This window comes from Amycolatopsis sp., assembly GCF_035276945.1.
GTDB lineage: Bacteria > Actinomycetota > Actinomycetes > Mycobacteriales > Pseudonocardiaceae > Amycolatopsis_E.
The window spans coordinates 18,079-32,797 of sequence record NZ_DATELF010000166.1 but is presented as its reverse complement, the minus strand read 5'-3'; the positions used below and the strand labels follow the sequence as shown (position 1 = coordinate 32,797).

The following is a 14,719-nucleotide window of genomic DNA, read 5'->3' as shown; positions in this document are numbered from 1 at the left end:
AGCTGGCCAGGATCACGGTGTCGCCGAGCTCGATCCGCACCTGCGGGTGCTCTCGGCTGGCCATCCGGGCCAGCGCGGACAGCGGCTCGCCCTGCGAGCCGGTGGAGACGATCACGATCTCGTCGGCGGGCAGGTCCAGGGCCTCGTCGATGTCGACCAGCAGGCCGTCGGGCACGTTGAGGAAGCCCAGCTCGGCGGCCAGGCCCATGTTGCGCACCATCGAGCGGCCGACGAAGCACACCTGGCGCCCGTGCGCCGACGCCGCGTCGAGCACCTGCTGCACGCGGTGCACGTGGCTGGCGAAGCACGCGACGATGACCCGCCGGGTGACCTTGCCGATCACGTCGTCGAGGACCGGCCCCAGATCCCGCTCCGGCGTCACGAACCCGGGCACCTCGGCGTTGGTCGAGTCGATGCACAGCAGGTCGACGCCTTCGTCGCCGAGCCGGGAGAACCCGGCCAGGTCGGTGAGCCTGCCGTCGAGCGGCAACTGGTCCAGCTTGATGTCGCCGGTGTGCAGGACGACGCCGGCGGGCGTGCGGATGGCCACCGCCAGCGCGTCCGGGATGGAGTGGTTGACCGCGAAGAACTCCAGGTCGAACGGGCCGACCCCACGACGGTCGCCCTCGGACACCTCGACCAGTTTGGGCCGCTGCCGGTGCTCCCGGCACTTCGCCTCGAGCAGGGCGAGGGTGAACCGGGAGCCGTAGACCGGGAGGTCGGGCTTGAGCCGGAGCAGGAAGGGCACCGCGCCGATGTGGTCCTCGTGCCCGTGGGTGAGCACGAGCGCGGTGATGTCGTCGAGCCGGTCCTCGATCGCCCGGAAGTCGGGCAGGATCAGGTCGACGCCGGGCTGATCGTCCTCGGGGAAGAGCACCCCGCAGTCGACGATCAGGAGCCTGCCATCGAACTCGAAGACGGTCATGTTGCGGCCGACCTCACCGATTCCGCCCAGCGCGACGACGCGCAGAGCACCGTCCGGCAGCGGGGGCGGGGTGTTGGCCGGGCCTGGTCCTGCGGAAATAGAGCTCGTCACCGATGAATGGTCCCAACGCTGGTGTGAGTGGTCGGGGCGACGTAGGCTGCCGCCGAGTCTGCTCGCGCGACCCGCGAAGAGTGCCAGTCGACGCTCGGCGCCTCGTCGAGCGGGACCCCGGCCTGCCGTAGATCGGCGGCGATGGCGTCGATCTGCTCGGAGGCGGCCGGCACGATGGGCAGCCGCGGATCACCGACGTCGATGCCGCGCAGGCGCAGCGCGGTCTTGACGAACACCACGCCACCAACCCGCGCGAACGCGCGAAGCACCGGCAGCATACCGCGATGGTTGGTGCGCGCGGTGGAGGTGTCCCCGCTCTCGTAGGCATCGAGCATGCCACGGATCCGCCCGGCGACCACGTGCCCGATCACGCTGACCACGCCCACGCCACCGACCGACAGCCACGGCAGGTTGAGCGCGTCGTCCCCCGAGTAGTAGGCGAGGTCGGTGTTGGCGATGACCTCGCTGCCCGCGAGCAGATCGCCCTTGGCGTCCTTGACCGCCGCGATCCGCGGATGCTCGGCGAGCCGCAGCAGGGTGTCGACCTCGATGGGCACGATCGAGCGCGGCGGGATGTCGTAGAGCATCACCGGCAGGCCGGTGGCATCGGCCACCGTGGTGAAGTGCGCGTACACCCCCGCCTGCGACGGGCGCGAGTAGTACGGCGTGACCAGCAGGGCACCGTGCGCGCCCGCCTTTTCGGCCTGCCGAGTGAGTTCGACGCTGTGCGCCGTGTCGTAGGTACCGCTGCCGGCCACGACCGTGGCGCGATCACCCACCGCCTCCACGACGGCACGGACCAAATCGGCCTTCTCGGCGTCGCTCGTGGTGGGGCTTTCGCCGGTGGTGCCGTTGACGACCAGGCCGTCGTTTCCCAGCTCCACGAGATGCTCGGCGAGCTCCTGGGCCCGCTTGAGGTCCAGGGCGCCGTCGGCGTCGAAAGGCGTGACCATCGCGGTGAGCACCCGCCCGAAGGGACGGCCGGGCGCTGAGGTAGGTGGAGTGGACATGGCATTGACGGTACCTCTTGCCGGCGTCAACATGCGTGACCACCTGCTGAAACGAAGGATTGCCCGCACGGGCGCCGGATGGCCGCAACATCTGCGGTGCCCGCTGGGGTGCGGGCCCCTTGGCACAGACAGCCTAGTTGAGGTTGACGGACCGGGAGCCGGTGAAGGAGGTGTTGTCCCGCTTGCCCAGCATGCAGTAAACCCGCCGCAGCGGCTCGCTCGAGCTGCTGCCGTCCTTCTGCGTTTCCCACGCCTTCTGGCTCGGGACCAGCGCCCGGTAACTCAGCTCGGCGACGTCATTCGCCTGCGTCGTCCTCGAGTAGAAGCCCAACGCGCAGCGGGACTCGGCCCAGGCCTTGAGCCGTCCCTGATCCGGATACGGGGCCGCGACGGCATTGCTCTCGGAGTCGCCGAAGACGGTGGCGCCGTCGTAGTACTGCAGGTAGTGCAGCGACTTGCAGTCGACCCAGTCGTCCTCGGTCAGGCCTGCCGCGTCGAGCACCTTGTTGGTGCACGCGTAGCCGCTGTTGGTCTCCAGCGTGGAAACCTGCCCGCCCTCCCCGTAGCTCAGGGTCGGCAGCATGGCCTCGTCCGTGCCCGGCGTCGCCCACCACCTGCCCAGCAGGATCCCGCCCACGAGCAGCGCGACGCCAAGGATCGCGCCACCCACGAGCAGCGGCTTGCGGTGGCTCCTGCCCGGGCCGGCCGGAGCCACCCTGGTCGGCGCCGGCCCTGGGTACATCATCGTGCCCCGTCCCCCGGGCGGGGTCGGCTGACCGGAGGACGCGGCGGCCATGGCGAGCAGGCTGTGCGCCTGGGTGACCGAGATCCGGGCTTCCGGGCTGGCGATCAGCAGGCCCATGATGGCCGAGGCGAGCGGGCCCTGCCCCCGGGTCAGGTAGGGCACCTCGTTCATGATCGCGTGCAGGGTGGCCGCGGTGGTCGGGCGCTCGAAGGCCATGGTTCCTTCCACCGCGAAGAACAGCGTCGCGCCCAGCGACCAGAGGTCCGACGCGGGCACGGCCTCCTTCCCCGCCACCCGTTCCGGCGCCATGAACGCGGGCGAGCCGATGATCATGCCGCTGGTGGTCAGCCGGGGGTCGTCCACGGCCTGCGCGATGCCGAAGTCGGTGAGCTTCACGCGGCCGTTCGGAGCGACCATGATGTTGCCCGGCTTGACGTCGCGGTGCACGATCCCGGCCTGGTGGGCGGCCTGCAGCGCGGACAACACCTGCTGGCCGATCGACGCGACCTGTGCGGGCGGCAGTGGCCCGTGGGCGCGCACCAGGTCGGCCAGCGTCGGGGCCTCGACCAGTTCCATCACGATGAACGTGCCGCCCTGCTCGGCCACCACGTCGTACACGGTGACCACGGCCGGGTCGTTGAGCCGCCCGCCGGTCCGGACCTCGCGCAGCACGCGTTCGCCGAACACCGTGTCCTCGGCGCCGTCGGGCAGCCGGAGCTCCTTGATCGCGACCGGCCGGCCGATCACGGTGTCCTCGCCGCGCCAGACCACGCCCATGCCCCCGCGGCCCAGCTCCGCCAGGAGCGGGTAGCGCCCGGCGATCACCCGGGGCCCCACGGCACGCTGAGTCGTCTGCTCTTCGGTCACGGCGAAACCTTCCTACGAGATCGGACGTGCCAGGATGCTAGTCCGACCTCGGAACGGCGCCGCCGGTTCCTCAGCCCGTGACGGTCAGGTAGATCAGTGCCACGTTGAGCACGATGATCACGCCGGCGATCAGCCAGGCCAGGGTGCCGGTGAGCCGGTGGTTGGCGTCGGCGCCCATGAGCGTCCGGTCACCGGTCAGCCGGACCAGCGGGACGAGCGCGAACGGGATGCCGAAGGAGAGCACCACCTGTGACACGACCAGCGCCCGGCTGGGGTCCGCGCCCGCGGCGATCACGACGACCGCCGGAGTGAGCGTGACCAGCCTGCGCAGCAGCAACGGGATCCGCTTGCGCAGCAGGCCCTGCATGATCATCGCCCCGGCGTAGGCGCCGACCGAGGTGGAGGCCAGCCCCGAGGCCAGCAGGCCGACCGCGAACAGCAGCGCCACGCCCGCGCCGAGTGTCTGCTCGACCGCGGTGTGGGCCCCGGCGATCGAGTCGACCCCCTCCCGGCCCTGCAGGTTGGTCGCGGCGAGCAGCAGCATGGCCAGGTTCACCGCGCCCGCGAGGAGCATGGCGAGCCCGACGTCGAACCGGGTCACCCGCAGCAGCCTGGACCGTTCTTCGCCGAAGGTCCGGCCGTGCCGGTCCCTGGCCAGCCCCGAGTGCAGGTACACCGCGTGCGGCATGACGGTCGCGCCGAGCATCGCCGCCGCGATCAGCACGCTTTCCGCGCCCTGGAACCGCGGCGCCAGGCCGCCGAAGGTGCCGCCCGCCGACGGCGGCTCGACGACCACCCCGGCCAGGAAGCCGATCGCGATGATCGCCAGCAGGCCGGTGACGACCCGTTCGAAGGGCCGCTGGCCGCGCCGGTCCTGCACCAGCAGCAGCACCATGGACACCACGCCGGTGATCACCCCGCCGATCAGCAGCGGCAGGCCGAACAGGAGGTTGAGCGCGATCGCACCGCCGACCACCTCGGCCAGGTCGGTGGCGACGGCGACCAGTTCGGCCTGCGCCCAGTACGCGAGCCTGCCGGTCCGCGGCATCCGGTCCCGCAGCGCCTCCGGCAGCGACATCCCCGTGACCAGGCCCAGCTTGGCCGACAGGTACTGCACCAGCCCGGCCATCAGGTTGGCCGCCACGACGACCCAGACCAACAGGTAGCCGAACTGGGCACCGGCGCTGACGTTCGACGCGACGTTGCCCGGGTCGACGTAGGCGATGGCGGCCACGAACGCGGGCCCCAGGAGCGCGGATCCGGCGCGCACCCGCGCCAATGCCGGTCCAGCCGTCTCCGCCAGCGTCATGCCTACTCCTTCGTCCGCCGAACTTCGATTTTAGGCATGCCGAACATTCGTGTTCAAGAGTATGGACGTGGCGTCACTTACCCGTTAAGTGCCGGGTTACGCGGCCACCCCGACCTCATGCCCGGCCGCACGCAGCGTTTCGACGGCGCGGGCGAGGTCGGCTTCCTTCACCAGGACGTGGTCGGTGTCGAAGGTGGACACGGTGAACAGGGCGATCCCGGCGGCGGCGAGCTCGTTGGCGAGCGCGGCGATGACCCCGGTGAGCGTGAAGGCCAGCGGTCCGCACACGGTCAGCAGCCGCAGACCGGCCTCGACCTCCGCACCGGCGGGCACCTTTCCGGCCCGGCACGTCACCGAGAGCTCCGCCGGTGTGCGCGTCACCGAAACGAATTCCGCCGCGCCGGCCGCCAGTAGCCCGGCGGGAACCGGCGCGTCCGGGCCGAGTTTCGCGACGGCGTACTCCCCCGGCGTGACTTCGATCTCGAGCCGCTTCACTGTGCCCTTCCCGAACGAGCGCGGGCAGCCGGGCCCTGACTCCGGCGGTCGGCCTTCCCGCCCCTGTGCCTTCGCGGCGCGCGGGTCCGACGTACCGACGTCGCCTCTCGCATCTTGGTCACCCCTCCAGCACCTTGGGGCTCGACGCGATCTCGGTGCCATCGGGCAGGGTGGAGACGGTGAAGTCGGCGAACACGTTGGCGGCGGCCTTCTGCAGCTGCCGCAGGCATTCCACGGCCAGCGCACGGATCTCCACGTCGGCGTGCTCGGTCGCGCGCATCGCGATGAAATGCCGCCAGGCGCGGTAGTTTCCGGTGACGACTATGCGGGTCTCGGTGGCGTTGGGCAGCACCGCGCGGGCGGCCTGCCGGGCCTGCTTGCGGCGCAGGGTGGCGCTCGGTGCGTCGGCGAACTTCTCCTCCAGCCCGGCCAGCAGCTCCGTGTAGGCGTCCACACTGGACTGAACGGCGGCGAGGAACTTCTCGTGCAGCACCGGGTCGTTCGCGATCACGCCGGGCTCGACGAAGGCCGCGTCGCGTTCGGGCACATACCGCTGCGACAACTGGGAGTAGGAGAAATGCCGGTGCCGGATCAGCTCGTGGGTCAGTGAGCGCGAGATGCCCGTGATGTAGAAGCTGACCGATCCGTGCTCCAGCACGGAAAGGTGCCCGACCTCGATGATGTGATCGATATAGCCCGCGTTCGTGGCCGTCTTCGGGTTGGGCTTGGTCCACGACTGGTAGCAGGCGCGCCCGGCGAACTCGGCCAGCGCTTCCCCGCCGTCGGCGTCGGTGGACCAGGGAACGCCCTCGGGCGGGAAGAACTCCGTCTTCGCGATCAACTGCACCTTGGGCGAAACCGTCTCGGCCACCGTTCGCACTCCTTTCCGCCACGAGCAGCCTAACCGCAAGGCCTCAAGCACCAGAGTGACACTACTGGGTCACCTTGACCGATGTCACTTCTGACACCATAATGGTGTCATGGACTTGACGCCGTACCTCACCAGCCTTCGCGAGGATCTCGCCGCCACGGCTTCCGCCGGGGACGAGCAGACTCGCCGGGCCGCCGCCCTGCTGTCCGCCGCGCTGGAACCATCCGTGCGGCTGGCCCTGATGAACGCGCTCGCCGACCTCGCCGCCGAGGTCACCGCGCAACTGCCCGACCACGTCGTGGAACTCCGGCTCGACGGCCGGGACGTCCGGGTCGTGGTCACCGGCACCCCGGCCGAGCCGGAACCGGCCGCGCCGCAGGTGCCGCCACCACCACTACCGAACGAGGGCGGTGACATCGCGCGGATGACCCTGCGGATGGTCGAGCAGATCAAGGGCCAGGCCGAACAGGCCGCCGCGGCGCAGGGCGTTTCGCTGAACACGTTCATTTCGCAGGCGGTCCAGGGGGCGCTGCGCGGCTCGTGGCAGGCGCCGGGGGAACACAAGGAGAAGTCGCGTCAGGGCAAGCACACCGGCTCGCACCTGCACGGCTGGGTGAAGGGGTGAAGAACATGGGCGACGAAGACCTGGTGCGCAGCCAGACCTTTCCGGTCGAAGGCCCGCTCGAACTCGACGTGCAGGTGACGTTCGGGCACGTGGAAATCCACCTGGACGCCGAAGACGAGACGCTCGTGGAGGTCCGGCACGGTCCGGCCGCGCAGGAACCCTGGGCCCAGGGCGTCACGAACCTGCTGAGCTGGGTGAGCGAACGCTTCGGCGATCAGTGGGGCCCTGAGCAGTGGGGCATGGACTTCCGGCCCATCCCGGCCGACGCGGTCGAGGCGACCCGGGTCGAGCTGACCGGCAACCGGCTCGTGGTGCGGGCGCCGAAGGCCCTGCCGGTGCGGAGCGTTCCGCTGGCGATCACCGTGCGGGCGCCGGCCGGCAGCCACGTCGAGGTGCGGGCGGGGTCCGCGGACGTGACGGTCACCGGCGCCGCCGGACGGGCCGACATCGTGACCGGTTCGGGCGAGGTCAAGCTGGACCGGGCCGACGGCGCGGCCACCGTGCGCACCGGATCCGGCGCGATCCGGCTCGGGCCGGCACTGTCCGGGCTCGAGCTGCGCACCGGCAGCGGCGACGTGGAGGTGTCCTCCCTGTCGGGCTCGGCCACCCTGACCACCGGCACCGGCGACATCTGGCTGGGCGCGACCTCCGGGGAGATCCTGGTGCGCAGCGGCAGCGGCGACCTGTCCGTGGCCGACGCGGCGAGCGGCTCGCTCGAGCTGGCCACCGGCTCCGGCGAGATCCGGGTCGGCGTCCGGCCCGGCGTGGCCGCCGAGATCGACCTCGCTTCCAGTGCCGGCAAGGTCTCCAGCGAACTGGACGTCGCCATGGAACCCCCGGAAGGAGAGATCCCGCTGCGCGTCCGTGCCCGCACCGGCTCCGGCTCCGCGCTCGTCACCCGCGCCGCGCAGTGACCGCCCGGCCGAGCTCGGCCGCGAGATCGCCCCTGGCGCCGACGGAAACGCCGTCGAGGCCGAGCCAGGTGGCCATCAGGCCGAGCTCGGCGGCGAGTTCCGCGGCGACGTGGGGAAGATCCACCTCGGGCTCCGCGAAGGCGCCGGGCACGCGGAGCAGGCCGGCCTCGCGGTCTGCCCTGAGGTCGACCCTCGCCACCAGTTCGCCGTCCAGCAGGAACGGGAATACATAGTAGCCGTGGACCCGCTTGGGCTCGGGGACGTAGATCTCGATGCGGTAGCGGAAGTCGAACAGCCGCTCGGTGCGGGCGCGTTCCCAGACGAGCGGGTCGAACGGACAGAGCAGGGCACGTCCGGTGATCCGGCGCGGCGCCTTCGCACCCGCGTACCGGTAGGCGGTGGCTCGCCAGGTGGCCACGCGGACCGGCTCCAGCACCCCGGCCTCGGCGAGTTCGGCCACGGCCTGCCGGGTCACGTCGGGGCCGAGCCGGTAGTAGTCCCGCAGGTCCGTCTCGGTCGCGACGCCCAGCGCGGTGGCGGCGCGGGTGATCAGCTCGCGGGCGCCTTCCCCGGGACCGACCTGGCGGGCCAGCAGCTCCGGCGGGACGACCCGCTCGGTGAGGTCGTAGAGCCGCTCGAAACCACGGCGGGTGCCGGTGGCCAGCTGCCCCATGCCGAACAGCCATTCGCAGACCCGCTTGACCTCCGACCGGTCCCACCACGGGCCCGGCCGCCGCTTCGACTCCCCCACCACCTCGCGCTCGATTCCGCCGGCGCCGATCGGGCCGAGTTCCTTGACCACGGCGAGGATGTCCTCGACCAGGGTCGGCTTGCCGTCCACCAGCCGCGCGTAGTTCCGCCACCAGCCGGGCCGCTTGGCGCCGGACCGCAGCAGCGGCCAGTCCTCGATCGGCACCAGGCTGGCCTCGTGGGCCCAGTACTCCACCAGCATGCGCGGTTTGCGGGCGCTGTGTGACCAGGCGGCCTCGTCGATCAGTGCCTGGTCATACCCGCCGAGCCGGGCGAACAGCGGCGCGTAATGCGCGCGCACCACCACGTTCACCGAATCCAGCTGGATCAGCTGCACGCGCGAGAGCAGCCGTTTGAGGTGCCGCCGGGTGGCCACCGGCGGCTTCGGATCGGCGAATCCCTGGGCGGCCAGCGCGATCCGGCGCGCCATCGCCAAGCTCATGGTCTCCATCGACGCTCATCGTGCCAGGCACCACCGACAGTTTTGGTCAAGCACGTGTGCACGCAGCCCGGCCGCTCTCCGTCACCAGGTGCCCATCGCGCGTTTCGAATGGCGTACCGGTGAATCAGAGCAGGACGATCGACGCCGGCTGGGAGGTCAGGCCGAGGGAAACCCTGCCTGCGATCTCCAGTCGCGCCAGCGACACCGCCTGCACCGTGGAAGAGGCGTTGGTGGCCACCCACAGGGTGTCCGTAGTGACGTACAGGCCGGTCGGGATGTGGTCGACGAGGATCGTGGCGATGACCGCGCGCCTGCTGGTCTCGATCACCGAGACGGTGTCGGAGTTGGCGTTGCTGACGTAGGCGAACGCGCCGCCGGGATGGAAGGCCACCTGCCACGGCGCGTACCCCACGGGAATGCTCGCCACGACGCGTTCCGCGGAGGTGTCGACCACCGTGACGGTGTTCGTGCCCGGGCCGGCCAGGTACAGGCTCGTGCCGTCCGGCGAGATCGCCACGCCGTTGGCGCGGGCGGCCTGCGCCAGCCCGGCCCGGGCCATCCTGGTTCCGGTGTCCACAATAGACAATTGGTCGGCGCAGCTGACGAAGAGCTTCGTCCCGTCCGGCGAAACGGCGACCGAACGCGGCGCCGGCCCGACGTCGATCACGCCCGCCACCTTCCGCGCCGCCACGTCCAGGACGGAGACCGAACCCGAGCCGCCCGAGCCGGTTTCCGGCCCGGTGTTGGCCACGTAGGCGTACCTGCCGTCCGGGGCCATCGCGATGCCGTGCGGCGCGGGGCCGACCGTGATGGTCGCGCCGACCTTGTCCGTCGCCGGATCGAGCACCGAGACGTCACTGCCACCCGAATTCGTCACGAACAGTCTTTTCCGGTCGGGGGTGGCCGCGATCCCGTACGGGTTCGCGCCCGCGCCGATGCCCTTGACCAGCTCGTGTTTCGCCGTGTCGAGCACCGCGACGGCGAAGGAGTTGATCATCGTGACGTAGGCGTGCGACGCCGTGCTCTTCGGTGACGCGGCCGCGGCGAGGGCGGCCGCCTGGATGCCGGGGAAGCTCGTGCCCGCCACGCCGTCCGGGAAATCCGCACGGTGCGTGGTGAGCGATTCGGTCACCCGGCTCACCGGCTGCCGGCGCGAGGCGGCGGCGGGCCTGGGCCTGGCGGCTTCCTGCGCCGGCGGGGTCTGGGCCGCGCCCGGGATCCGCACCGGCGGCAGCGTGGCCACCTCGAGCCCGGCCCGCCACAGGGGGTCCTTGGTCGGCGGCAGGGCCGGGAACGGCCGGCCCGCCGGATGCCCGAGCGCGGACGTCAGGTCACCGAAGGTCTCCCGGCGCCACTCGGTGATGTTCGGCTCGCGCACGCCGGTGAACAGTTCGAGGAACCGGAGCACCGAGGTGTGGTCGAACCGTTCGCGGGCCACCCAGCCGCCCTGCGTCCACGGCGAGACGATGACGCACGGCACCCGCATCCCGGCCCCGATCGGCACGCCGTCGACGAACTCGCCGTCGGTCCCCGGCGGCGGGGTGGGCGGCGGCACGTGGTCGAAGAGGCCGTCGTTCTCGTCGTAATTGAGGATGAACACGGTCTTGCGCCAGACGTCGGGGTTGGCGGCGACCGCGTCCAGCTTGCTCGCCACGAAGTCGGCGCCCGCCGCCGGGAGATAGGCGGGGTGCTCGCACTGCGCGGACGTGGGGATGATCCACGACACGGCGGGCAGCCGGTCCGCGAGGGCGTCCTGCTCGAACTGGTCGGCCGGGCCGATGACGAGGCCGTGCTGGTGCAGCGGCGAGGACGCGTCCGCGTCCTGGAAGTTCTCGAACAGTTCCAGCGGGTTACAGCCGTAGTCGTCCTCCTGCTGGTACACGTGCCAGGACACGCCGGCCTCGGTCAGCCGCTCCGGATAGGTGGTCCAGCGGTACGGCTCGGTCAGCATGTTGCTGGTGATCGGCCCGCCGCCGTCGCCGGCGGGGTCGATGGTGCCGGTCATGTGGTAGAGCCGGTTGGGCCAGGTCGGCCCGAGCACCGAGCAGTGGTAGGCGTCGCAGACGGTGAAGGCCTCGGCCAGCGCGAAGTGGAACGGGATGTCGTCGCGGGTGTAGTAGCCCATCGTGTAGGGGCCGTGCGCGTCGCCGTCGGCCTCGCGGTGCGCGGGCAGCCAGTTGTCCATCTTGCCGCCGTTCCACGCCGCGTGCTGGACCGAGAACGCGTGGCTGGTCGACGGGATGGCCTGCGCGCTGGTCCGGCGGGTGTCCAGGTGGAACGGCAGCAGGTACCCCGCCGGGTTCTTCGGGTCGGGCTGGTGGAAGACGGACTTTCCGTTGTCGAGGGTGATGGCGTCGGGGTCGCCGAATCCGCGGACGCCCTGCAGGGTGCCGAAATAGTGGTCGAAAGACCGGTTTTCCTGCATGAGCACCACGACGTGCTCGATGTCGGCCAGTTTTCCCGGTTTCTCCGGCCTCCTCAGCCGGCCGGCCAGGTTCGGCGGCAGCATGCTCACCGCCGCGGCGCCCACCACCGCGGCACCGGTCTTGAGCAGTCTGCGCCTGGTGAGCTCCGCCATCCGACCCCCGCCTCTTGCTTTCCTTCGGAAACAACGGTCGGGGTCCCGCCTACGGTTCAGTCTCCCGGTCTATGTTCAGGGCGTGAGCACCTTCGAGGTCCGTGCCGCCGACGCCGCCGCGGATGCCGCCGAGATCGTCCGGATCCAGCGCGTCACCTGGCGCGCCGCCTACGCGGAAATGCTGGGCGAGCAGGCACTGGCCCAGCTTGACACCCCGGACTACGAACGCCGGTGGGCGGACGCGATCGAGCACCCCGGGACCACGGTCCTCCTGGCCGCCGAAGGCCGGTTCACGGTCGGCTTCTGCGTCGCCGGACCGGCCCCGGACGACGAGGTCGCCCGTGCCTCCGGCGAACTGCCCGCCGACGCCGGGGAGACCGCGCTCATCGCGACCATCCTCGTCGAGCCCCGGTGGGGACGTCGCGGGCACGGCAGCCGCCTGCTCGCCCGCGCCGCTGCCGAACTGCGCCGCCGCGGCGCCGCACGCGGCATCACCTGGGTGGCCGAGTCCGACGCCGCGTCACTGAGCTTCTTCCGCCGTGCGGGCTGGCGGCCGGACGGCACCGTGCGCACCCTCGACACCGGCGAACGCCGGCTCCGCGAGCTTCGCGTCACCGGAAAGCTCGAAATCGAGCTGGCCGGTTGAGGCGCGCCTCCGGCCGCGGAACCACAGCACGGTCATCACGATCAGGAAGAGCACCGCGATGATCTGGTAGCTCGAGCCCGCGACCTTCTGCGGGAAGCTCCAGCTCTCGTACTCCAGCGGCACCTGGTAGTGCGGGGCGAGCCACAGGATCACCACGCCGGCCCAGCCCGAGAACAGCAGCCAGAACTTGTGCCGCTGGTAGCCCATCACCATGATCAGCGCCGCCGTGGGCAGGGCCAGGACCCAGTGATGCGACCACGAGATCGGCGAGAGCAGCAGCACGCCGGTGGCGTTCACGCCCAGCGCCATCGGGAGGTCGCCGTCGTCGAGCGCCCGCTTCGTGCCGAGCCAGGTCATCGCCACCACGGCGATCATGCACACGCCGCTGACCACGGTGAGCGTGGTACCCGACATGCCGAGCTTCTGGAAGGTGGCGGTGACCGACTCGTTGGCGTGGATCGGTCCGATGTTCATGCTGGAGGCGTGGAAGACCCGGTCGGTCCAGTACAGGAGCGAGTCCTTGGGCATCAGCAAGAACGCGATCGCGGTCATCAGCAGGAAGCTGAGGAAACTGGCGACCACCGCGCGGAAGTCCCGGCGCAGCAGGAAGATCAGCACGAACCCGGCCGGGGTGAGCTTCACCGCGGCCGCGATGCCGATCAGCGCGCCCCGCGGCCAGCGCGGGTTGGGCCACAGCACGTCGACCGCGACCAGCACCATCAGCAGGACGTTGATCTGACCCCAGAAGATCGTGTTCGACACCGGGTGCGCGACCAGCAGCACGAAGCAGCCCGCGAGCACCATCCACGGCTTGGCCAGCAGCCCGCGCAGCTCCGGCGAGGTCTTCCGGTAGGCCAGCACGATCGGGATGAGCGCGAGGCAGGTGGCGCCGGTCAGCAGCGGGTAGCCGATCGGCGGCGGGATGATCGCCAGCGGCGTGAACAGCACCGCGGAGAACGGCGGGTAGGTGTACGGCAGCGCGCCGCCCACCGGGGACACCGGGAGCTGGGTGTAGAGCGAACGCCCGTGCAGGAAGGTGTCCGCGCCGAGCCGGTAGACGTCGACGTCCGTGGGCCACTTCACGATCCCGTGCGCGTAGTAGGCGATCGCGGCGAAGAACACGACCGCCAGCAGCACCTCGAAACCCAGCCGCGCCCGTTCGGCGGCGCTACCGTGCCTCATCGTCGCGATGACAGACCTCAAATCGCCTCTCCCAGGTTCCGGCCGCCGACCGCATCACAGAAACCCGACGCGGCAATCCCTATCTTGGCTGCTCACGCGGCGTGGCCGGCGGGCGGGTCCCCGTCCGCTACGGCCGGGAAACACGACCCAGCGCATTACGCAGTACAGAAACACACCCTCGCAGGCGCCCGCGAGAATCCGGGCCAGATGGTATTCCAGGCCCATCACCGCCAATCCGGCACCCACGCCGAGGATGAACACCACGTAGTTGATTCCCACCGCGATCGCGTACAGCACGGCCTGACGGCCGGCCGGCGCGTGGGACCGGAAGTTCATGCTCCGGTTGAGCACGAAGCTGAGCGCGAAGGCGCACAGGTAGGCCACGGTGACGCTGACCGGCAGTGGCAGGCCGAAAACCCCGTGAGCCAGCGTGAGCAGGGCGAGGTCCACGCCGAAGGTGAACCCGTTGATCAGCGCGAAGCCCAGGAAACTCGGCGCGACCACGGTGCCGAGCCCGAACGGCAGCCGCCGGACCACGGCCGCGCAGAAGGACGTGAACAGTTCGGGGAAGTTCTCGACGGCCAGGGGCACCCGGCCAGGGTGGCAGCGTCAGGTGTCCGGAAGGTGATCACCAGGTTGACAACCCCGGGGCGAAGACTGGTGCCAACCCCACCGTGGCAGGCATCCGTGACTGTTAACGTCAGCGCACACGTATAGGGGAGGCAGCATGCTGGGCTGGTTCTGCGTGACGCTGGGCGTCGCGTTCGGCTCGGCGCTGGTGCCGCTGATCAACGTCGAACTGTTCGTGCTCGGCCTGGTGGCCACCGAACCGCGGCTGCACTGGATCGTGATCGCCGCCGGGGTCGCGATCGGCCAGATGGCCGGCAAGCTGCTGTACTACCTCGCCGCGCGCGGGTCGATCCGGCTGCCGGACTTCCTGCACGACAAGCTGCACCGAAAACGGCCACCGGGCCGATGGCGTGACCGCTGGCACGCCCGCACCGTGTGGATCCGGACCAGGATCGACGCGCTGCGGGACCGCTGCCACCGTCACCCGGGCTGGATGACCGGCACCTACGGGGTGAGCGCGGTGGTCGGGCTGCCGCCGTTCATGGCGACCACCGTGCTCGCCGGGCTGGCCGACATGCGGATGTCGACCTTCCTCGTGGCCGGGCTGGCCGGCCGGTTCGTCCGCTACAGCGTGCTCGCCGCGTTCCCGGCGATCTTCACCGCCTGGCTGCACTGGTAG

13 protein-coding genes and 1 pseudogene are annotated in these 14,719 nt (G+C 70.8%); 4 read left to right on the top strand and 10 right to left on the bottom strand.

Annotation, left to right across the window (positions count from 1 at the left end):
- The 6 genes from VJT49_RS30200 to thyX all read right to left on the bottom strand — a co-directional run.
- The coding region (locus VJT49_RS30200) for a ribonuclease J (protein WP_324168368.1) at window positions 1-1,036 on the bottom strand (1,036 nt) is incomplete at its 3' end.
- The gene (gene dapA, locus VJT49_RS30195) at window positions 1,033-2,046 is read right to left on the bottom strand and encodes a 4-hydroxy-tetrahydrodipicolinate synthase (RefSeq protein ID WP_324168367.1); all 1,014 of its coding nucleotides are present in this window, start codon (window positions 2,044-2,046) and stop codon (window positions 1,033-1,035) included. The genes dapA and VJT49_RS30200, both read right to left, overlap by 4 nt.
- 133 nt (window positions 2,047-2,179) lie before the next feature.
- Window positions 2,180-3,658: a serine/threonine-protein kinase gene (locus VJT49_RS30190; protein ID WP_324168366.1), complete on the bottom strand. Its 1,479-nt coding sequence runs from the start codon at window positions 3,656-3,658 to the stop codon at window positions 2,180-2,182.
- A gap of 70 nt (window positions 3,659-3,728) precedes the next feature.
- Window positions 3,729-4,967 (bottom strand): Nramp family divalent metal transporter, encoded by a 1,239-nt coding sequence (locus VJT49_RS30185; protein WP_324168365.1) that lies wholly within the window; start codon window positions 4,965-4,967, stop codon window positions 3,729-3,731.
- A 96-nt stretch (window positions 4,968-5,063) separates the two neighbouring features.
- Window positions 5,064-5,462: an ACT domain-containing protein gene (locus VJT49_RS30180; protein WP_324168364.1), complete on the bottom strand. Its 399-nt coding sequence runs from the start codon at window positions 5,460-5,462 to the stop codon at window positions 5,064-5,066.
- A gap of 118 nt (window positions 5,463-5,580) precedes the next feature.
- On the bottom strand, window positions 5,581-6,333 hold the full coding sequence (gene thyX / locus VJT49_RS30175) for an FAD-dependent thymidylate synthase (RefSeq protein WP_324168363.1): 753 nt from the start codon (window positions 6,331-6,333) through the stop codon (window positions 5,581-5,583).
- A gap of 109 nt (window positions 6,334-6,442) precedes the next feature.
- Between thyX and VJT49_RS30170 the strand changes: the two genes are divergently transcribed.
- Window positions 6,443-6,958, top strand: a complete 516-nt coding sequence (locus VJT49_RS30170; RefSeq protein ID WP_324168362.1) for a toxin-antitoxin system HicB family antitoxin — start codon at window positions 6,443-6,445, stop codon at window positions 6,956-6,958.
- 5 nt (window positions 6,959-6,963) lie between these two features.
- A complete protein-coding gene (locus VJT49_RS30165) occupies window positions 6,964-7,872 on the top strand; it encodes a DUF4097 family beta strand repeat-containing protein (RefSeq protein ID WP_324168361.1) in 909 nt (302 codons plus the stop codon).
- Here VJT49_RS30165 and VJT49_RS30160 read toward each other — a convergent pair.
- Complete coding sequence (locus VJT49_RS30160) at window positions 7,853-9,073, bottom strand: winged helix-turn-helix domain-containing protein (RefSeq protein ID WP_324168360.1); 1,221 nt, start codon at window positions 9,071-9,073, stop codon at window positions 7,853-7,855. The genes VJT49_RS30165 and VJT49_RS30160 overlap by 20 nt on opposite strands.
- A 115-nt stretch (window positions 9,074-9,188) precedes the next feature.
- Complete coding sequence (locus tag VJT49_RS30155) at window positions 9,189-11,642, bottom strand: alkaline phosphatase family protein (protein WP_324168359.1); 2,454 nt, start codon at window positions 11,640-11,642, stop codon at window positions 9,189-9,191.
- Between the two features lie 82 nt (window positions 11,643-11,724).
- On the opposite strand from VJT49_RS30155, the gene VJT49_RS30150 reads away from it, so the two are divergent.
- A complete protein-coding gene (locus tag VJT49_RS30150) occupies window positions 11,725-12,288 on the top strand; it encodes a GNAT family N-acetyltransferase (RefSeq protein WP_324168357.1) in 564 nt (187 codons plus the stop codon).
- Window positions 12,289-12,564: 276 nt separating this feature from the next.
- On the opposite strand, the pseudogene VJT49_RS30145 reads toward VJT49_RS30150, so the two are convergent.
- Both VJT49_RS30145 and VJT49_RS30140 read right to left on the bottom strand, forming a co-directional pair.
- Window positions 12,565-13,470, bottom strand: a pseudogene (locus VJT49_RS30145) (glycosyltransferase family 87 protein); the annotation flags it as partial.
- 54 nt (window positions 13,471-13,524) lie between these two features.
- Window positions 13,525-14,061, bottom strand: coding sequence for a GtrA family protein (locus VJT49_RS30140; RefSeq protein WP_324168356.1), 537 nt, complete (start codon window positions 14,059-14,061; stop codon window positions 13,525-13,527).
- A gap of 136 nt (window positions 14,062-14,197) precedes the next feature.
- Here VJT49_RS30140 and VJT49_RS30135 point away from each other — a divergent pair, with 136 nt between their 5' ends.
- On the top strand, window positions 14,198-14,719 hold the full coding sequence (locus tag VJT49_RS30135; protein ID WP_324168355.1) for a hypothetical protein: 522 nt from the start codon (window positions 14,198-14,200) through the stop codon (window positions 14,717-14,719).